This window comes from Paenibacillus ginsengihumi DSM 21568 (assembly GCF_000380965.1).
GTDB classification, from domain to species: Bacteria; Bacillota; Bacilli; order Paenibacillales; family NBRC-103111; genus Paenibacillus_G; species Paenibacillus_G ginsengihumi.
In genome coordinates this window covers 1-19,496 of the sequence record NZ_KB905575.1, presented here as the reverse complement: position 1 = coordinate 19,496, position 19,496 = coordinate 1, and the positions used below count along the sequence as shown (strand labels likewise).

Sequence of the window (19,496 nt, the reverse complement as noted above, 5' to 3'; positions counted from 1 at the left end):
TGTGCCGGCTCCTCGCGAGCCCGCGCCGGCTGCGAAGGCTGCGCTCCCTTTACGGATTGTGCTGCTTGAACAGACGCTCCATGGATTCCCAACGGAAATTGGCGATGAGAAATCCGGCGAACCCGAATACGAAAAAGCGGATATAAAACCACAATGGAGTAAACGTCTGCTGCGTCAGCCATTCGACCAGCGTGAACGCCACAGTCAGCGTAATTCCCCACGCGGCGACGCCGAACAGCATCACGTATTTGCCTTTGCCCATCTCTCTCGTTTTTTTCCATTTCTGCGCTTTTGCCTTATCCATTTTGTCTGGCCCCCTGTTGATTCTTCCCGCCGCTGCAAGGCGGTGTGCTGTTCTTACTTGTTCGCGACGGCTTCCGCCGATTCCTGCTTGCTCGCGCGATTTGAGGCCATTTTAGCGGTTAACAAAGCAAAAGCACTTTCCTGTCCCGAGGCCGCATCCTCCGGCAGAAAAGCGCTCCGCATTATGTATGGCTGAGGAACTAGGATTCGAACCTAGGGATGACGGAGTCAAAGTCCGTTGCCTTACCGCTTGGCTATTCCTCACCGATGCCTTTATATTGGACAGAAAGGGAAAAAATTATACGATGGCTCAAAATGGCAACACAAGGAAATCGACGAGGGTTGCCGTGCAAAATCGTTCGTAACGCCCGGTATAAGCATTTGCGGCAAGCGCTGGTGCTGGTGCTAATGCTTGTGCAGCTTAAGCGGTAACCAGGGAAATTTGTCAGCGAAAAAGCTCATATGGTAAAATACACCGGATATGCACATGTTTTGTCGAGGCCGTTTTGTTTCGTTATACGATGGGATGAAAAAAAAGGAACAGGAGGAGACCATGGGGAAATTTTCTGTTTTTTTGCTCTTGACGTGGATTACCGGAAATCCGCTTGTGGCCGTAATCGTACTGCTGGCCATCTTATATTTGCTGGATCGCCGGTTTGTCGGCATCACGCCCAGTTTCCTGAAGCCGGTCCGCCGGGCGCGCCGCATCAGCCGGCTGAGGGACGAGCTCAGGCTAAGTCCGCACAACACTTCGGCCAAGCTCGAGCTCGCGCGGCTGCTGATGGAGCGAAGCAGCTATGGCGAAGCGAAGGAGCTGCTCGAGCAGGTGCGGCTCGTGATGGACGATTCGGCGGAGGTTCTCTGCGAGCTCGGATTTTGCGAGCTGAAGCTCGGCCGCCTCGAGCAGGGCGAGCGGCTGATCGGGCAGGCGCTCCAACTGAACCCGCGCGTCAAATACGGCGAGCCGTATTTGCGGCTGGGGGAAGCATTGGCCGAAAGCGCGCCGGACCGGGCTGTCGGCTATTTGCAGCGCTTCGGGGACGTCAATTCGTCCTCTTGCGAAGCTTATTGCCGGCTCGGCCAGCTGCACAAGCGGCTCGGCCGGAACGAGGAAGCCGCGCGGGCGTTCCGCGAAGCGGTCGATATTTACCGCGGGCTTCACAAGTTCAAGCGCCGAGCCGAGCGCAAGTGGGCCTTGCTGGCGTGGCTGCAGCTGCGCTCAGCCTGATACGCCGGCGGCCCCGGCAGCGCGCCCGGGCGCGAACGCCGTCAGATCGAGCGCCGGCTGCTCGCCGAGGGCAAGCTGCTTGACGAGCAGCCCTGTGCCCGGCGCGAGCAAAATGCCGTTGCGGTAATGGCCGGCGGCGAAGATGAGCCCGGGCGCCTCCGGCCACGTCCCGATGAAGGGGAGGCCGTCGCGCGATCCCGGCCGCAATCCGGCCCAGGTGCGGACGAACGCCGCGTCGCGCATCGCCGGCAGCAGGGCGCACGCCTTGCGGTAAAGCTTGGCGACCGCCTCGGCATCGGTCCGCTTGTCGAAGCCGACTTCGAGCTGGGTCGCGCCGATCAGCGCCGTGCCGTCGCGCTTGGGCACGATGTAGCAGCTTTTGGCAAACAGCGTCGAGCGGTTGAGCGGCGCCTCGGGCCGCAGCGAGATGCACTGCCCCTTGACGGGGAAGACCGGCAGCTTCAGGCCGAGCGGTTCCGTCAAGACCGGCGCCCAGGCCCCCGCGGCAAGCACGGTGACATCCGCGTAGAGCGGCCCTTCGGCCGTCTGCACGCCCGCGATGCGACCCTGATGCTGCAGCAGCCGGTAGGCCGGCGTCCATTCGCGGATGCGGCAGCCGAGCTTGACGAGAGCGGCCCGCAGCGCGCCCGCCAGCGCGGTCGGCATAATATGATGGTCGCGCTCCAGCATCAGGCCGCCGCGGACCTCAGGCGCGAGCATTGGCTCGGCTGCGCGAATCTGCTCCGCGCTCAGCCACTGCGCGCCGCGCATCCAGGACAGCCGGCTGCGCAGCTGGGCTTCGTCCTCTTCGTCCAGCGCCACCCGCAGTATTCCTTCGGCCACGTACTCCGCCGTGATGCCGGTCAGCTCCTCCAGCTCTTCCGTCCACGGCCGGTACAGCTCCTGGCTATGGCGGCAAAGCTTGTAGAACGGCCCCGGCTCGTGAGTCTCCACCTGGGCGCCGAGCATGCCGGCGGCGGCTGTCGACGCCTCCTGCATCAGGGCTCCCTGGTCCAGCACGGTGCAGGCGAATCCGGCCTTGATGAGCTCCAGCGCCGCCGCGCAGCCGATGATGCCGCCGCCGATGACTATGGCGGCAGGACGATCCGAAACGTTCGAACGATCTTGGTCATGATTAGGCATGAGGGAATGCGCCTCCTTCAAGGTTAGGAACAAACAATAGCATAGCTTGGCCGCAGCCGGCGCGCTTGACCGGGAACGGCCAGGCGGGCATGTTACTTGCGGCTTGCCGGGGACAAGATCCGCAGCGCTGCCTTCGGCGGGCGGCGGAAGCTGTCCAGCGCCTTCCGGTAGCGGACAAGCTGGCCCGCGGGGTCCTCGTGCTCGAGAATGCCGGACAGCACGGCGACGCCGGCGCAGCCTGTCGACAGCACCTCATCGATTCTCTCCGGCGTGATGCCGCCGATCGCAATAACGGGGATCGGCGCCGCCTCGACCGCCGCGCGCAGCGCGTCAACGCCTCGGGGCGTCAGGCCGGGCTTCGACCCGGTGGCGTATACGTGCCCGAAGACGGCGAAATCCGCCCCTTCCGCGGCCGCTTGCGCCGCCTCGGCCGCCGAGTGCACCGAGCGGCCGATGGCCAGGCGGCTGCCGGCAATCGCCCGGGCTTCGGCCGCCGTCAGGCTGCTGCCGCCGAGCTGCACGCCGTCCGCCCCCGCGGCCAGCGCGGCGTCCAGGCGGTCGTTCACGAAGAGCGGCGTATCTGGCATCAGCGGCCTGAGCGCATCGTGCCAGGCGATCAGCTCGCGAGCGCCGCGCTGCTTCTCGCGCACGTGAAGCGCGTCCGCCAGCTTTGCAGGGCAGCGGGCGAGAATGTCCCGTACCTGCTCCAGCGGCTGGCGTCCCGTTGTGATCATATGAAGCGAATGAGCCTTCATGTCGCCACTTCTCCGATCGTGTCCAACTTTCTACCATCATAACCCGCAGGCGCAAACAGCGTCAAAGCGTTGCCCTGGATTGTCATAAAAATATCAAGAAAACGAAAGCGAAAGGAACCGGCCCAGCTTGACGCTGCCCGTCCGGAATAATACACTTAATGTACAAGTTTTGATGTACAAGTTTTGCGATTTTACACTGCGCGGTGAACGGCAGGCGGCAGGAAGTGGAGGGTAACGACCGAAGTGAAGACGATTGCCAAAGCATTGACGATTGCCGGCTCCGACAGCGGAGGCGGCGCGGGAATCCAGGCCGACCTGAAGACGTTCCAGATGCTGGACGTCTATGGCATGTCGGCGATTACCGCGGTAACCGCCCAGAATACGCTCGGGGTGCACGGCATTTACGATATTCCGTTGGAAGGCATCGCCCGCCAGATCGAGGCGGTGTGTGAAGATATCGGCGTCGACGCCGCCAAGACGGGCATGCTGTCGAGCCCGGACATCATCGAGCTGGTGGCCGGGCAGGTCGAGAAGCAGGGGCTTACGCGGCTCGTCGTCGATCCCGTCATGATCGCCAAGGGCGGCGCCCGCCTGCTGGCCAGCCACGCCGAGGAGGCGCTGCGGACGAAGCTGCTGCCGCTGGCTGCCGTCGTCACGCCGAACATTCCCGAGGCGGAGACGATCACCGGGCGCGCGATCGATTCGCTGGACGGGATGAAGGATGCCGCTCAGCGGATTGTCGAGGAGTACGGCGCCCGCGCGGCCGTCGTGAAGGGCGGGCATATGCCCGGCGAGCCGGTCGACGTGCTGTATGACGGGCAGCAGTTCCACCTGCTGACGGGCGAGCGGTACGAGACCCGCCATACGCACGGCACGGGATGCACCTTCTCCGCAGCCATTACGGCGGAGCTGGCCAAGGGCCGGCCGCTGCTGGAAGCCGTGAAGGCGGCCAAGCGGTTCATCTCGCTGGCGATCAAGCACGAGCTCGGGATCGGCGGCGGGCACGGGCCGACCAATCATTGGGCGTACGTCCGCTACGGCGGGGCGGAGCGGGCGGGGCAAGGTGAGCGCATATGAGCAGGGAATATTTGATGCAGGCGCTGCTCTTGATCGTGATGCTGGTGCTCTGCATCCCGGCCTTCAAGCTGTGGTCCAAAAGCCGCCAAAAGAAACGGAGATAAACGCATGTATTATGTAGATCATGAGCAAATCAAGCGCAGGCTCGACTTCATTCCGAGCTTGAAGCAGGGCTGCGCGGAGCTGATGTCCGCATGGAGCGGCAAGTCCGGCGCCGGGAACGGGACGCTGCTGCTGAGCTGGGCGCAGGAGAGGCTGCTGCATCTGGCGATCGAGACGGTGACCGACGTCGGAAGCTTGTTGATCGATGCCTTCATGATGCGGGATGCGAGCAGCTACGAGGACATCGTGGACGTGCTGTACGGGGAAGGCGTGTTCGACCGCGAGACGGCTGCCGTGCTGAAGGAGCTGGTCGCTCTCCGCAGGGCGCTCGTTCAGGAATATACCGACCTGCCGCGAGACGGGCTGCATGAGCTCGTCGCGAAGCTTCCCGGAGCTCTGGAGCGGTTCGCCGAAGCGGTCCCGGCTTTTATTAGCAAGGAAATGGTTTGACTTGCGGGCAGTCCGTGTACCTTGTACCGGGCTGCTATTCTATTTGTTTGGGGATTCACGGGTAATGCGGCAGTTCCTCCGGGAATCATCGGTATGCGCTGCGAAGCGGCACGTTCATTGCGGAGGAATGGCTTGCCGCGACCGGGTATTTACATACATTTTAGTATAGGAATTTACTTATGCCTGCCGATCGTATACAATGACAATAGCGACACGGGCCGTCTGGGCGGCCGCCGGTTTGCGGAACAACAGGAGAGGCGGTGAGACCGGATGAACCGGCAGCAGGATGCTTCGACGCGCAAGATCATACTGACGATGCTGAAGACGCAGGGCCCTTTGACCGTGGGCGAGATGTCCAGGAAGCTCGGCATTACGGAGATGGCGGTGCGCAGACATTTGAACACGCTGGAGAGAGACGGTCTGATCGACTCGCAGCTGGTGCGTCAGGCGATGGGCCGTCCGACCCATATGTATTCGCTGACCGACAGCGCGGACGAGTTGTTCCCGAAGAAGTACCACCATTTGACGCTGGATTTGCTGGAGGAGCTTGCCGCCGTCGCCGGGGAGGACAAGGTGGAGATGCTGTTCGAGCGGCGCAAGGAGCGGCTGATCGGGCGCTACGAGGAGCGCATTGCCGGCAAGCCGCTATCCGAGCGGGTGAAGGAGCTGGCCGACATTCAGAACGCCAACGGGTATATGGTCGAATGGCAGGCCGAGGAGGACGGCAGCTATGTCCTGCACGAGCACAATTGCCCGATCTCGCAGGTGGCGAGCCGCTATCAGCACGCCTGCAGCTGCGAGCTGGCGATGTTCCGCCAGCTGCTCGGCACCGAGGTGGAACGGACGGAATGTCTCGCCAAGGGCGGCAACCGCTGCACATATCGAATTATGGAGCGATAGGCGACAGATGCCGGTAACGAACGAATCGCTCGCTTATCGGCCGCCGCCTTGAAGCTTGCTGGAATGTTGCCGGCGGGTGACCGCCAAATGTTCGGAGATAGGGCGCGCATAAGCAGGGGCCGGGTTCCGGCAAGCCGGTGGTGGGCTTGGGGAACCGGCCTCTTTTTGCAGCTTGCGATTGACAAACACAATATATTGATTTAAATTGATAAATATCAACTACATATTGTAACCCGCAGGTGACTTACCCGACCGGCCGGCAGCGGCGGCGGGAAGGCTTAATAGGGAAGTCCGGTGCGAAGCCGGCGCGGTCCCGCCACTGTAAGGGGAAAGCTTCGATCCACGCATGCCACTGGCTGGCCGCCGGGAAGGCGGATTGAAGCGCTCGGATCCCCGAGCCAGGAGACCTGCCTGCGAGAGGTTCGACACGTTCTCCTACGGACGATAGGAGGTGTCCGGTACGTCCTGCCGACGCAGGCTTTTTCGGCTGCGCGCATAGGGGCGCATCCGGCCTTTTATCGCCGGGTGCGCCTTTTTAAACGTCCCGTTCATCCTTCCGGAGGAGGAACATGTTGTATTTCGTACATATCGATTTCCGCCAGGCGCACATGTTGGGAGAGGCTGATGGCGGACGAGCATTTGCCAGCGGCAAAGATAGAGAGGGGAAGAGGACCATGCTGATCGCCTACGATTCCCGCACGGGAAATGTGCGAAAATTCGTAAGCAAGCTGAACATGAGATCGGTGCAGATCGAGGAGTCGATGACGTTGGACGAGCCGTTCGTGCTCGTCACCTATACGACCGGATTCGGCCAGGTGCCGGAGAAGGTGGCGTCCTTTTTGCGGCGGAACCATAGGAGGCTGCAGGGCGTCGCGGCCAGCGGCAACCGCAATTGGGGACATAACTTCGCGCTCAGCGCGGATCTGGTCGCCAGGCAGTACGGCGTGCCGGTGCTGGGCAAGTTCGAGCTGGCGGGAACGCCGGGCGATGTGCAACGTTTTATGACGGAGGTGAACGCAGCATGCGGCACATTGAGCTTAACAACCTGCTGATGCAGCGGGGGGAAGACGGATTTTACCGCTTGGAGAAGGACCGCGAAGCCGTGCAGGCGTTCATGGAGGAGGTCGCGCAGCGAAGCGTTTCCTTCCCCGATACCGCGTCGAAGGTACGGTATATGATCGAGCATGACTATTACGAGAATGTATACGACCGGTATACGGAAGCGGAGGTCGAGGAGATTTACCGGCTGACGCACAGCTACGGCTTCGAGTTCCCGTCCTATATGGCGGCCTCCAAGTTTTATACGGATTACGCGGTGAAGAGCAACGACCGTTCGCAATATCTCGAGCATTACCCGGATCGGGTTGCGATCGTCGCCCTTCATCTTGGCCGGGGCGACGTGAATACGGCGCGGGTGCTGGCCGCTTCGATGATGGAGCAGCGGCTTCAGCCGGCGACGCCGACCTTCCTCAATGCGGGCAAAAGCCGCCGGGGCGAGATGGTCTCGTGTTTCCTGCTGGAGATGGACGATTCGCTCAATTCGATCAACTATTGCCTGGCTACGTGCATGCAGCTGTCGAAGATCGGGGGCGGCGTCGCCGTCAACCTGTCCAAGCTGCGCGGGCGCGGCGAGCCGATCAAAGGCGTCGAGGGCGCGGCCAAAGGCATTATGCCGGTGCTGAAGCTGATGGAGGATTCGTTCTCCTACGCCGATCAGATGGGCCAGCGCAAAGGCTCCGGAGCGGGCTACTACAACATTTTCGGCTGGGACGTCCTGGAGTTCCTCGACAGCAAGAAGATCAATGCGGATGAGAAAACGCGGCTCAAGACGCTGTCCATCGGGCTGATCGTGCCGGACAAATTCTACAGGCTTGCCGAGGAGGACCGGCCGCTTCACGTCTTCGCCCCGTATTCGGTCTTTAAAGCGTACGGCGTTCATCTGGACGATATGGATCTGGACGAAATGTACGAGAAGCTGCTGGCCGACGACCGCGTGCGCAAGAAGGAGATTATGACCGCGCGGGAGATGCTTGTGAAGATCGCTACGATTCAGCTGGAATCAGGATACCCGTACATCATGAACCGCTCGAACGCCAACCGCGTCCATGCGCTGAAGGAGCTCGGCACGATCAAGATGTCCAATCTGTGCACGGAAATTTTCCAGCTGCAGGAGACATCGGAGATCGGCGACTACGGTCAGCCCGACATCATCCGCAGGGACATCAGCTGCAATCTCGCTTCGCTGAACATCGCCAACGTGATGGAGCGCAAGAAGGTGCGCGAATCGGTGCACGAGGGCATGATCGCACTCACGGCGGTCAGCGACATGACGCGCATCACGAACGCGCCGGGCGTGCTGAAAGCGAACGAAGAACTGCATTCGGTCGGGCTCGGGGCGATGAACCTGCACGGATATTTGGCCAAAAACCGGATCGCCTACGAAAGCGAAGAGGCGAAAGATTTTGCCCGCACTTTTTTCATGATGATGAACTATTATTCTTTGGAAAAAAGCATGGACATCGCCCGCACGCGCGGGGTGACGTTCGCTGGCTTCGACCGTTCGGAATACGCCAAAGGCACCTACTTCGACAAGTATACGGAGACGGATTACCGTCCGGCGACAGAGAAGGTGAAGCGGCTGTTCGAAGGGATCGACGTGCCGTCGCCTGACGATTGGCGCAAGCTGAAGGAGGAGGTGCAGCGCCACGGTCTGTATCACGCTTACCGGCTGGCCATCGCTCCGACGCAGAGCATTTCGTATGTGCAGAACGCGACCTCGAGCGTCATGCCGATCGTGGAGCCGATCGAGACGCGGACGTACGCCAACTCGACCACGTATTATCCGATGCCGTTCTTGAACCGGGACAACTATTTCTACTATAAATCGGCTTACCGAATGGATCAGCTCAAAGTGATCGATCTGATTGCGGAAATTCAGGAGCATGTGGATCAAGGGATCTCGGCGGTGCTTCACGTCAACAGCGACGTGTCGACAAGGCAGCTGGCCCGCTGCTACATCTATGCCGCCAAGAAAGGTCTGAAATCGTTGTACTACACCCGGACGAACCGGCTGTCCGTGGAGGAATGCATCAGCTGCTCTGTCTGACGGGCGGAAGAACGGGACATTTCGGGGGCGGCGGCGCGCCCCTGCTGCTTGCAGCAGCGGTTACGAGAGGAGACGAACTAGCGATGACGGTAATGAAAGCGGTGAATTGGAACCGCCCGGACGACGATTTTACCGGGACGTTCTGGAGCCAAAATCTGATGCAGTTTTGGACGGATGAGGAGATTCCGCTGTCGGACGACAAAATGTCCTGGCTGACGCTGAGCGAAGTCGAGCAGGAGCTGTACATGAAGGTGCTCGGCGGGCTGACGCTGCTCGATACGGTGCAGGGCGGCGTCGGCATGCCGAAAATTATGGAGCATGTGGACGGACTGCAGCGAAAGGCGGTGCTCGGCTTCATGGGCATGATGGAGCAAATTCACGCCAAATCGTACAGCAGCATCTTTACGACGCTGGCGACGACCGAGGAGATCGACGACGTATTCCGCTGGGTGGAGCAGAACCGCTGCCTGCAGACGAAGGCGGACACGATCTCGCGCTTTTACCGCAGCATCCATTCGAAGAAAGAGCTGTATTTGGCGATGGCCGCCTCGGTGCTGCTGGAGAGCTATTTGTTCTACAGCGGATTTTTCTACCCGCTCTATTTGGCCGGGCAGGGCAAGATGACGAGCAGCGGGGAGATTATCGATCTCATTCTGCGCGACGAGAGCATCCACGGGCTGTACGTCGGAGTGCTGGCCCAGGAGGTATTTGCCGAGTTGACGGAGAGCGAGCGGGAGGAAGCGCTGGCGACCTTCCATCAGCTGCTGAAGCTGCTGCACGAGAACGAGGAGCGGTATACGGAGGAGCTGTACGCCGCTGTCGGGCTTGTCGACGAGGTCAAGACGTTCGTGCGCTACAACGCCAACAAGGCGCTGATGAACCTCGGGCTCGATCCCGTATTTCCGGAGGAGGAGATCAACCCGATCGTCTTCAACGGCATCAGCACGCATACGAAGCATCACGACTTTTTCTCGAAAAAAGGAAACGGCTACGTCCGCACGATTCATGTGGAGCCGCTGACGGACGACGATTTCCGGTTCGAGCTTTGATTCGTCCGTCGACGCGAGGTGCGGCTGACGGCACAAAAGGGGCGCCCGCAGGCCGAGCGATCGGCAGGCGGGATGCCCCTTTTATAGTTTGTTTGGACAATGCGTAGCCGGTCTTATTCCTTCAAAATGGCTCGATGAGCAATCATTTCCTCCGGCAGAGAGCGATGGCGCCGTCGCACAGGGTGGAGCGGCGACCGGGCTTCCTTGCCCATTCCCCGCCCAAGCACGCCGCATCGTCAAGCGTATGGATGTTTGTTTCAAGGACGCCGCAAGGCGTCTTCTCATAGATGGCGCTATACGCTTTGCTGGCGCGAACGCTCGATCAGCCGGGCCGCTTTGTCGCGGACCCAATCGTAATTGCCGGCGGCAATCTCCTTCAGGTTAACGAGCGAGCCGCCGATGCCGACGCCGTAACAGCCGATGCGCAAATATTCGCCGATGTTGTCTTCGGTGACGCCGCCCACGGCCATCAGCGGAATCCGATTCAGCGGAGCGAGCAGCTCCTTCATGTAAGCGATGCCGAGGCTGGCGCTCGGAAACACCTTCACAGCGGTCGCGCCGGCTTTCCACGCCTTGACGATTTCCGTCGGCGTCATCGCGCCGGGGAAGATCGGCACATCCCGCCCGGCGGCGAGGCGGATGACCTCCTCGTCCATATTCGGCGTGACGAGATATGACGCGCCCGCGTCCAATGCTTGCCGCGCGTCTTCTGCGTCGAGCACCGTGCCCGCCCCGATGAACATGCGGTCGCCGAACGCTTCCTGCAGCCGGCCGATCATTCCGAGGGCGCCCTCCGTGTTGAGCGTCACTTCCATGACAGGCACGCCGCCGTCCAGCAGCGCCTGCGCCACCCCTGCGATATGCTTCTCCTCCACGCCGCGCACAATGGCGATCACCCTTACCGATTCCAGCAGCGCCAAGCCTTGTTCCTTGTTCATGCTCAAGCCATCCCCCGTCCCGATTGTTCTGCGTTCTTATCGCTTCTATTATACATTCTTTTTTCTATCTCGGTATACGCTGACAAAATTTCAACACCGCAGGTGACGACCGATGACGAAAGGAATTGTTTGTCATAGGCGTCTATTGTCCATTTTGCCAAAAAAACTGCGAACATTGTGTCAAATTAGGCGGATGATGACTATACTGTACTATCTCCTGGGCATTCGTCCAGAAGCAGTTCCGGCAGCGGCGGAGGTGACGGTCCATGTGGTGGCAAATCGGGCTAGGCGCAGCGGCGCTCGCTTTCATTGCGCTTACGGGCTTTGCGATCCGATTCCTTCATGCAGCGCAGCAGACGTTGGCCCGGTCAGAAGCGGTGCTTCAGCAGGCGCAGGAGCAGTGGAACGGGACGATGCAGGAATCGCAGCGCTTTCTTCGCCAATCGATGGCGCATATGGAGGAGATGCGGGCCAAAATCCGCGAGTTCGACAGGCTGCTTGCCGCAGTGCAGGAGACGGGGGATGCGGCTTACCGCGTATCGCGATCCGTTAAAGCCGTGTCTCGCACCGTGGAAGAGACGTTGGAGGAAGCGCGCAGGGCTGTACATAACCGCCGGGAAGCTGTGAGCGAGCTGATGGAGTTTACGGCGGCCGGCATGCAGCTGTGGCAGCGCTGGCAGTCCTGGCGGCAGAGCAAGCCCAAGGGGATGGCGGACGACCGCGAGCCGACTGAGCGATCGGAACGATCGCAATCATAAGAAGGAGTGAGGAACATGCAAAAGCAAACGAAAGGCAAAGAAATGATCATCGGCGCAGTGGCCGGCAGTGTGCTGGGAGCGATCACCGCGCTGCTGCTTGCTCCCAAGTCGGGGAAGGCGTTGCGGACGGACATTGCCGAAGGCGCGAAGCTGGCGAGCAATAAGACGCAGCAGGCGGCGTCGAACGTCGTGGAAAAGACGCTGCGCATCGCTTCCGCTGTCGGCGAAAAGACGCAGGCAGCCGCAGAGACAATCGGACGGCAAGCATCCGGCTGGGCGAACAAGGCGAAGCAAGCGGCCGCCGGCACGAAACGGGAAGCGAACTGGCACAGCATCCAGAGAGAGGAGGAGCTGACGGCTGAAGCGTCGGTCGCGGCGACGACTGCTGAACGAGACGACAAGTAACCGGATGAAAAGCTGGTAACGAACGAATCCGTTATCAACGCTCGTCGCCTGCGGTATTGAAAATTCAGCGTGTGGATAACGCTGAATTTTCAAGATTGACGCCTATGACGAACGATTCCTTTCGCCATCGGTCGTCACCTGCGGTGTTGAAAATTTCGCCGAAGGATTTCGTCGAATTTTTCAAGAGTGTCCGCGAATGTTGTATTTTGTACAACAAAAACGGGGGAATACACCCTATTTGCGGCGCAAAGTTGTAGAATGTGCAACATTTCGGGCGATATTCCCGGGTTTGAAGCCCATCGCCCCCCAAATTGTTGCACAAATGCAACATTCTCCTTCCTCTTGTGCGAAGAGGCCGGAAAATGTTGCATTTTTTGCAGGATTTGTCGCCTCATGTGCCTGGGGAAGGGCCGCGGATCCGAGGCCGGGGACACGTTTGTCCTCGGCCTTCGCGCGGGCCGCCCGCGCAGCCTGCGCAGCTTACCACTTGGATGCGTCGATTTTGCTCGGGTCCATGCCGGCCCAGATGTTGCGAATGTCTGCCCGTTCCGGCTCGTCGAAGACGAGCCAGGCGGTCGGCAAATACCGTTCGCCGTATTCGCTGGAAGGGCGGTTGACGATCTTGTCGCCGTGCACGAGCACGGTGGAGGAGCCGCCGTCCAGATTGGCTGCAGTGACGACGCCCTGCTCCAAAAATATGTTCTGCACGTCGTAGAGCGTAGCCCCGATGCTGTGTCCCGGCTGTCGGCCGTCGATAATCGCGAACAGTATCGTGCCGTCTTCCTTTTGGCCGATGCAGGTGCGGGGAGCGATGCCCCAGCCGTCTTTCGCATTCTTGATCATGCCGACGCCGTTAACGATAAATTTCGGGGCAAAGGTGACCGCTTCGCGAATGCCCATTCCTTTGAGCTCGGAAGGCTTGTACTTGCCTGCCACGAGCCGCCCGTCCTCGTCAATGCCGACGATATTGACCGGCGTATTCATGTCGGCATCGTTGTAGAACATCTGGCCGCCGGACATGACGACGCCGGTCGGCTTGAACCCGTTGCCCTTCCATCCGGGATCGTCGAACCCTCCTCCATTGACGCCGGCTACGGCGTGCAGCCGCTTGACCATGTCCGATACCTTCTCGCCTTTGCCCGCTTTGCCCGGCACGGCGACTCTGAGCGACTTCGGATCGTTCACGAACAGCAAATGCCCCTTGAAGTTCGTCCCGGAGATCGGCTCGATCTTCACCAGTTCCTTCTTCTCCTCTTCGACAGGCGGCTTCTCCTCAAGGCGGACAAGATTCAAGTCCTTGACCTGGGAATAGGCGTCGAACTGAGCCATATAGCGGGCTACCCGCTTGTCGAGCTCCTGCTGGCCGATCAAATATTTGGCCCAGTGTCTGTGCTGCGTCGTAATCAGCGTATCGGCCGCTAAAAAGCGCAGCTCCGATCCCGACTTGGTCAAGAAAAACCAGATGCCGAAGATCGAGCCGAAGACGAACAGCCAAAAAACAATATACAGCAATAAAGTAACGGCAACGGAGCCGCCTCTCCGCTTCTTGGCCGGAGTTCTGCGGGTCTTGCGCGTCTTGCGGGCGGAGCGATGCTTGCCAGAACGCGGAACGCTTGTCAGATTAGTGTCCATTCTTTGCCCCTTCGGCCTAGTATCGTTTGGACCTTTTCACCTACCATAATGACGAGAAGGGGTGAAAAAAGTTGCAGTCTTTACAAAAACTATACTTTCACTGCGAACCATAACGTCCATGAATCTTTTTCGATGATCGGCGCTGCGCTGCGATCCAATTTATTTTTGATAAACAATACCAACTCCCGAAGCTCGCCGTCTGTCAATTCATGGAGAATCGAACGCCCTGTTCTTTGCATGATTTCGTTACATAGCGAGTCCAAGTCATGGTATACGCGTCTTGTTTCCTGCAATTGCACTTCTTTAGAGACGAAAAATCCGTTCGATTCCAGAGATTCGCGGACCTTATCGGATGCGTGCCGGCGAGCGATTTCCTTGCTTGCCAACGCAGGATACTTTTCGAAAAAGTAGCCTCGAATATGATTCACATCGCCCGGCAATAAGCAATCTTCTGGTGTTCTATCTTGAATGATAAGTGTGCCGTTTCTTTTCAGGATGCGGGCGGATTCCCGGAAACAGCGGTTCAAATCCTTCAGATGGTGGATCAAGGCCCTCTCAAGAATGATATCGAAACGATCGTCGGGCAATCCCGTGTGCTCGGCGCTGCCCTTCAACAAGGAAACATTGTCCAGAGCCTTGCAATTCTCGGCAGCTCCCTTCAGCATTTCCTCGGAAAAATCGATTCCCGTAACATGGGAGGCGCCAAGACTGGCCAAAGCCTTAGTGTATATGCCTCCGCCGCATCCAATATCGGCAGCTTCTTTGCCGGATATATCGATATTTTCTTTGATCAGCGAGATCCATGATTCATCGGCGATTCTTGTCGCATAGGTCATTCTGTTGTTTTTATCGTGAAAGTTCATCGGCACGAAAACCTCTCCTTTGTTCCGTTGTATGAAACCTGGTTTCATTTTTCATTACCTATTGTACCACATTTTAGCATGTTATTGAACATTTGGAGAAGCAAAACCCTGTGCCGCGCTAACGATGGTCACAATGCTTAATTAGCTCGGAATGATTGATTTGGGATTGTAACGCTTATAGGTAACTTTATTGCGCATTTTTGGCGGTCGAAATCGGGGTTTCAGATAGAATAGCGTTCCTCGGTTTCGTTATATTTGAAATAGCGTTTTGATTCAGCGAAATAGCGTTCGTCATCAGCGTTAGCGCTCATAGCGATCAGGAAGGCCTGGCGCGAAGGGGGGGCGGATCGTTGAATAGGGAACGACAGTTCGATACTAGCAAGGCGAACAGAGCTTGAACCAAAAAAACAGCGCGCAAATTGATTGTCAATTTACACGCCGTTTGGCACGCTGCGTTCCCTGCAGCAAGTCGTTCTACGATTCAATGCAGGGACAACTGCCGATTCTCTTTCATGAGCTGCTCGAAATCGGCGGCAGGCATCGGCCTGCTGAAGACGAAGCCCTGAATTTCGTCGCAGCCTTGGGCGATGAGAAACTCCAGCTGTTCCTTCGTCTCGACGCCCTCGGCGAGCGACTTCATCTTCAGACGGCGCGACATGGCGATCAGCGCCGTAACAATCGCGGCGTTGTCTTCATCGGACGTGACGTCGCGAATAAACGATTGGTCGATCTTCAGCGTATGCACACGGAATCGCTTCAAATAGCTGAGCGAGGAATAACCGGTGCCGAAATCGTCGATCGAGATGCGGACGCCAAGTTGCTTCAGCTTCTGCATAGTTTCAACAATGTGCGGTACGTTGGCCATCGCCACATTTTCCGTAATTTCCAGACAGAGCAAATCCGGAGGCAGCCCGGATTCCCGCAGCGCGTCCGTCACGAGCTGCACAAAGTTGCTCTGATGAAACTGGATGGCGGAGATGTTGACCGACACGACCAGCGGAGGAAAGCCCATCAGCTGCCAAGCTTTGTTTTGGCGGCATGCTTCCCGAAGCACCCAATTGCCGATCGGCACGATGAGCCCGGTTTCCTCGGCAAGCGGAATGAACTCGCCCGGAGGAATCATTCCCCATTCCGGATGATGCCAGCGCACCAGCGATTCCGTCCCGAACACGGAGCCGCTGCTGAGGTCGATGATCGGTTGATAATGAATGCGGAATTCTCTTCTTTCGAGCGCCTTGCGCAGGTCGATCTCCATGTTGAGGCGGCGCAAGGAGCGCCTGTTCATCTCCGGATGATAGTAATGGTATGAATTCCCTCCCTTTTCCTTGGAACGGTACATGGCATTATCGGCATTTTTCAAAAGCGTATCGCTGTCCCGGCCATCGTCCGGATAAATGCTGATGCCGATGCTGGCGGTGACGAACAGCTCCTGGGTTTCGATCACGAAGGGGTCCCGCAACAGCTCGAGAATGCCTTGGGCGAACTGCGACGCTTCGTCCTTGTGCGCCAGGCTCGTCAGCAGGATGAACTCGTCTCCGCCAAACCGGGCGACAACGTCCTTCTCCTTGACGTATCCCCGCAGTTTGTTGGCCAGGCAACGCAGCAGCCGGTCTCCGATATGGTGTCCCAGCGTATCGTTGATCACCTTGAAGCGGTCCAGGTCGAAGAAGAGGACGGCCAGTCTGCCGCCGGTTTTCTCTGCCTCTTCCAGGTAGAGTCTCGATTGCTGATCGAACAGGAGCCTGTTCGGCAGGTCGGTCAAGGCGTCGTGATAAGCCATATGCGTGATTTGCTCCTCGGCCCGCTTCCGTTCGTTGACGGCGCGGAGCGTGGCGTATGAGCGCAGAAACTGATCGTCCCTCGTCTCGCTGATCAGCTTCGCGAACAGCTGCTCGTATCGTTCCGGGTCGTGATGCTTGGAGGCGGAATCGGCCGTGCTGATCAATTCGATGACATTCTTGATATGATCTCGATGAATATGGGCGGCAGAGGCGGTGATGGCGCCGTTTCGATCGCTTGTCCCAAGATAGACGGTTCCCCGTCTGGCGTCATATTCCTTGACATGATTCATATTGACGATATTGGCATTGTCGAGCAGCCGGAACCCGTCCTCGAACAGCCATTCTTCCAAATTTTCAAACGAAAAATCTAGGTAAAAAGAACCATCCAGGGTATGAATCACGACGTCGCGGCCGCGCACTTGTTCAATTTTTAGCACATCGCTGGAATCGATGACGATGACTTCCGAACCTCTCTTGCCGTCGCGGGTGACGGGGATTTTCTGCATGGATGTCAGCTCCAATGGGTTATATAAGAGATATGGCTTGCCGGAAGAGATGAAGCGTAATTTCCAATTATAGAAAAATAAGGGTCAAAAGAATCATTTCATCTTTTAAAAATATTGTACGACATAAGACAGGGGTGATAAATAGTAATTAAGAATCATTTGGTTGTAAAACTTTCCAAGTGGAAATAAAAAAACGATTTCCCACTGCAGAAGCTAGGAAATCGTTTCCAAAATAACATTTACGATTCGGTTCCCAGGCGCTTGTCCAGGGAATGCGACGTCCCGCAGTTTTCAAAGCTGAATTCCAGAGCCGAATTCGTATTGGCGGCCACAGAACGCAGGATCAGCGTGTGGTATTTTTTTTGGCGGAGCGATGAGAGAGGAACGAAGGGGCCTTTGCCGTCTTCATCAAAATACAGCTTCCCGCGGGCTTCGTCATATTTCCGGATTTGACGAAAATTCGCGTATACGTCGGCATCGGTTTTATAAAATCCGTTCTCCTCCAGCTCGTCCAAAAACGTGCTGAAATCGAGCAGCGATTCCACCGCGACGCTGGCCGTGCCTTCCCGGGTGCGATAAGTGATCGCTTTCCGTCCGATTTCGATGTACAGCACTTCGTCCAGGGGAATCTTCGCGTTCTCCGCGCGGAACGCTTCGGTATTTTGCACGTCTTCGCTCTTCAAATGGCCTGCTTTGATCATCAAATCCGTATACGGATATGAGTAGGCGATGGACAGCTTCTTCAGCGTATCGGGCGAAGGGGTAATCCTCTCGTTCGTCGAACGGTTCCTTTCCAACTCGAGATCTCTTATATATGCATGAGACAGACCGCTGCGCTTGGCAGCCTCGCGCAATGACATGAAGCCTCTTAGGCTTTCGAGGAATTTGCCGAATTCGGGTATCGGTTGAGACAGCTGAATCACCTCTTTCCATGTTTATTTTATAGGAGCGCCAACCGCTTGAAAATAGCGAATCGAAAAATTGTGAAAAAACTTTAAGAAACGGGGACAAGCCTTGACGTGACGTAATATTCATACTACATTTATAGTAGTTACAGCCTATGACAAGCGATGCTTTCGGCATCGGCCGTCGCCCGCGGTTGTTGGCATTGGCTGGCGAACACCGCTATATTGAAGGCTCGCGTTCGCGTCGGCGCTGCGGCAAGCGTTATCTGGACAGCAAGAAGGGGGAATCCATGCTGAAGGACAAAATCATGAATCGATGGAGTACATACGAACCCTTCTATGTTCCTTTTAACGGTTACAAGGTGGCCGACATTTTCATTACGAGCCACGCGCTGAGCCGGTGGGAGGAGCGGGTGGACGCGGACAGCGGCGGCATCGAGCCGATCTGCGATTTTTTGTGGGCGAAGCTCAAGGCCGGTTGCGTTCAGCCGTATTACACCAACGAGAAGGATGTCTACCTGATCGACGACGATCTGGTCATGGTCGCAGAATTCAGCGAGATCAAGGATGAAACCGATATCGCCGGAAATCCGCTGCACAAGATGATTGTCGTAACGTTCCTGGGGAAAGTATCCGAGGACATTCAGCTTCGGGATCTGAAGGCGTATTATTCATGGCTTAGGCATTCCCGGCGAATGACGCTGGTGAAGCACGGTCGCAAGCATAGATAGTACCATTATCCGGCGGGCAAGCCGGTTTTTTCGTGCCTGCCGCAAGCTGCCGGACGCGGTCGGCTCGTTCGCTATATGGTTCGAAGACGCCCTCCCGCTTCTGTGGGTATGCCGCTAGCAAGCGGTCGGCGCTATCTTGAAAATAGCGCTTAGTGCGCGGCACATTTTCATCATCTGATGGTGCTGCGCCAGCGGCATGGGGGTCTATCTTGAAAATAGCCCGGGGCTCGATGCCCCTTCCTGCGCCCCTGCCGAAGCTTCCAAATCTTTAACGCTCGTGACAAACGCTATTTTGCTGAATCGTACTTTTTTAAAATGTAACGAAACGTCGTAACGCTATTTGGCCAGAAACGCTGAATCGGATAGCCCAAAATGCCGAAGTAAGGCTGCTCATTTGCGTTAGAATGTCAAATCGATCGTTTCGAGGGAAATAAGCTCTCTGGTTAGCGTTAGCCCGGCAAAACAGCACCCTGGGCTAACGAGCATGAAAAGACGCACCATGTCAGCATTCGAACTCCGTGTTAGCGCCGCCCCTCCCCGGGCACACCCCAGGCGCATGAAGCGACAAATCCTGCAAAAAATGCAACTTTTTCTGCCCCCTTCGCACAAAAGGAAGGGGAATGTTGCATTTTGTGCAACAATTTTTGGGGGCTTGGCTTAAAAACCGGAAACATCGCCCAAAATGTTGTACAAAGTACAACATTGAGCCGCAAATAGGGGTGTTTGCCCCGTTTTTGTTGTACAAAACACAACATTTGCTCACTATCTTGAAAATTTGGCGGTATACGCCGACAAAATTTCAATACCGCAGGTGACGACCGATGACGACAGGAAGCGCTCGTCATAGGCGTCTATCTTGAAAAT

The 19,496-nt window shown here is 57.5% G+C and carries 18 protein-coding genes, 1 tRNA gene and 1 riboswitch; of the genes, 10 read left to right on the top strand and 9 right to left on the bottom strand.

Annotated elements, in window-relative coordinates; all coding sequences use genetic code 11:
- Positions 1–49: 49 nt before the first annotated feature.
- Together F591_RS0114805 and F591_RS0114800 are read right to left on the bottom strand one after the other, a co-directional pair.
- Entirely contained in the window at positions 50–304 is a 255-nt protein-coding gene (locus tag F591_RS0114805; RefSeq protein WP_019535402.1) for a hypothetical protein, read from the bottom strand.
- A gap of 188 nt (positions 305–492) precedes the next feature.
- A tRNA-Gln gene (locus F591_RS0114800) sits at positions 493–567 on the bottom strand.
- 289 nt (positions 568–856) lie between these two features.
- Between F591_RS0114800 and F591_RS0114795 the strand changes: the two genes are divergently transcribed.
- Positions 857–1,531, top strand: a complete 675-nt coding sequence (locus tag F591_RS0114795; protein WP_019535399.1) for a tetratricopeptide repeat protein — start codon at positions 857–859, stop codon at positions 1,529–1,531.
- Here F591_RS0114795 and thiO read toward each other — a convergent pair.
- Together thiO and F591_RS0114785 are read right to left on the bottom strand one after the other, a co-directional pair.
- On the bottom strand, positions 1,523–2,674 hold the full coding sequence (gene thiO, locus F591_RS0114790; protein WP_019535398.1) for a glycine oxidase ThiO: 1,152 nt from the start codon (positions 2,672–2,674) through the stop codon (positions 1,523–1,525). The two genes, F591_RS0114795 and thiO, sit on opposite strands and share 9 nt — an antisense overlap.
- 92 nt (positions 2,675–2,766) lie before the next feature.
- The gene (locus F591_RS0114785) at positions 2,767–3,429 is read right to left on the bottom strand and encodes a thiamine phosphate synthase (RefSeq protein WP_019535397.1); all 663 of its coding nucleotides are present in this window, start codon (positions 3,427–3,429) and stop codon (positions 2,767–2,769) included.
- 243 nt (positions 3,430–3,672) lie between these two features.
- Here F591_RS0114785 and thiD point away from each other — a divergent pair, with 243 nt between their 5' ends.
- The 6 genes from thiD (at position 3,673) to nrdF (ending at position 10,113) form a co-directional block, all read left to right on the top strand.
- The gene (gene thiD, locus F591_RS0114780) at positions 3,673–4,506 is read left to right on the top strand and encodes a bifunctional hydroxymethylpyrimidine kinase/phosphomethylpyrimidine kinase (RefSeq protein WP_019535396.1); all 834 of its coding nucleotides are present in this window, start codon (positions 3,673–3,675) and stop codon (positions 4,504–4,506) included.
- A 108-nt stretch (positions 4,507–4,614) separates the two neighbouring features.
- Positions 4,615–5,058, top strand: coding sequence for a DUF86 domain-containing protein (locus F591_RS0114770; RefSeq protein ID WP_019535394.1), 444 nt, complete (start codon positions 4,615–4,617; stop codon positions 5,056–5,058).
- A 270-nt stretch (positions 5,059–5,328) separates the two neighbouring features.
- A complete protein-coding gene (locus F591_RS0114765; RefSeq protein WP_019535393.1) occupies positions 5,329–5,958 on the top strand; it encodes a helix-turn-helix transcriptional regulator in 630 nt (209 codons plus the stop codon).
- A gap of 220 nt (positions 5,959–6,178) precedes the next feature.
- Positions 6,179–6,387, top strand: a riboswitch (cobalamin riboswitch).
- Positions 6,388–6,632: 245 nt separating this feature from the next.
- Entirely contained in the window at positions 6,633–7,010 is a 378-nt protein-coding gene (gene nrdI / locus F591_RS0114760; RefSeq protein WP_026326633.1) for a class Ib ribonucleoside-diphosphate reductase assembly flavoprotein NrdI, read from the top strand.
- Positions 6,980–9,064 carry a class 1b ribonucleoside-diphosphate reductase subunit alpha gene (gene nrdE, locus F591_RS0114755; protein WP_019535391.1) on the top strand — a complete coding sequence of 695 codons (2,085 nt, stop codon included), beginning with the start codon at positions 6,980–6,982 and terminating at the stop codon, positions 9,062–9,064. The genes nrdI and nrdE overlap by 31 nt, the downstream gene beginning before the upstream one ends.
- Before the next feature lie 83 nt (positions 9,065–9,147).
- Positions 9,148–10,113 (top strand): class 1b ribonucleoside-diphosphate reductase subunit beta, encoded by a 966-nt coding sequence (gene nrdF / locus F591_RS0114750; protein WP_026326632.1) that lies wholly within the window; start codon positions 9,148–9,150, stop codon positions 10,111–10,113.
- A gap of 293 nt (positions 10,114–10,406) precedes the next feature.
- Here the strand turns inward: nrdF and F591_RS0114745 are convergent, their stop codons facing one another.
- A complete protein-coding gene (locus F591_RS0114745) occupies positions 10,407–11,051 on the bottom strand; it encodes a bifunctional 4-hydroxy-2-oxoglutarate aldolase/2-dehydro-3-deoxy-phosphogluconate aldolase (protein WP_019535389.1) in 645 nt (214 codons plus the stop codon).
- Between the two features lie 266 nt (positions 11,052–11,317).
- On the opposite strand from F591_RS0114745, the gene F591_RS0114740 reads away from it, so the two are divergent.
- Both F591_RS0114740 and F591_RS0114735 read left to right on the top strand, forming a co-directional pair.
- Positions 11,318–11,809, top strand: a complete 492-nt coding sequence (locus tag F591_RS0114740; protein ID WP_019535388.1) for a DUF948 domain-containing protein — start codon at positions 11,318–11,320, stop codon at positions 11,807–11,809.
- Positions 11,810–11,824: 15 nt separating this feature from the next.
- Positions 11,825–12,214 (top strand): YtxH domain-containing protein, encoded by a 390-nt coding sequence (locus F591_RS0114735; RefSeq protein WP_019535387.1) that lies wholly within the window; start codon positions 11,825–11,827, stop codon positions 12,212–12,214.
- Positions 12,215–12,694: 480 nt separating this feature from the next.
- Here the strand turns inward: F591_RS0114735 and F591_RS0114730 are convergent, their stop codons facing one another.
- The 4 genes from F591_RS0114730 to F591_RS0114715 all read right to left on the bottom strand — a co-directional run bounded on the left by F591_RS0114730 (position 12,695) and on the right by F591_RS0114715 (position 17,793).
- Positions 12,695–13,846 (bottom strand): phosphodiester glycosidase family protein, encoded by a 1,152-nt coding sequence (locus F591_RS0114730; protein ID WP_019535386.1) that lies wholly within the window; start codon positions 13,844–13,846, stop codon positions 12,695–12,697.
- 89 nt (positions 13,847–13,935) lie between these two features.
- Complete coding sequence (locus F591_RS0114725; protein ID WP_019535385.1) at positions 13,936–14,715, bottom strand: methyltransferase domain-containing protein; 780 nt, start codon at positions 14,713–14,715, stop codon at positions 13,936–13,938.
- Between the two features lie 475 nt (positions 14,716–15,190).
- The gene (locus F591_RS0114720; RefSeq protein ID WP_019535384.1) at positions 15,191–16,996 is read right to left on the bottom strand and encodes an EAL domain-containing protein; all 1,806 of its coding nucleotides are present in this window, start codon (positions 16,994–16,996) and stop codon (positions 15,191–15,193) included.
- 239 nt (positions 16,997–17,235) lie between these two features.
- Entirely contained in the window at positions 17,236–17,793 is a 558-nt protein-coding gene (locus tag F591_RS0114715) for an XRE family transcriptional regulator (protein ID WP_245581050.1), read from the bottom strand.
- Between the two features lie 401 nt (positions 17,794–18,194).
- Between F591_RS0114715 and F591_RS0114710 the strand changes: the two genes are divergently transcribed.
- Positions 18,195–18,632, top strand: a complete 438-nt coding sequence (locus F591_RS0114710; protein ID WP_026326630.1) for a hypothetical protein — start codon at positions 18,195–18,197, stop codon at positions 18,630–18,632.
- Positions 18,633–19,496: the final 864 nt, after the last annotated feature.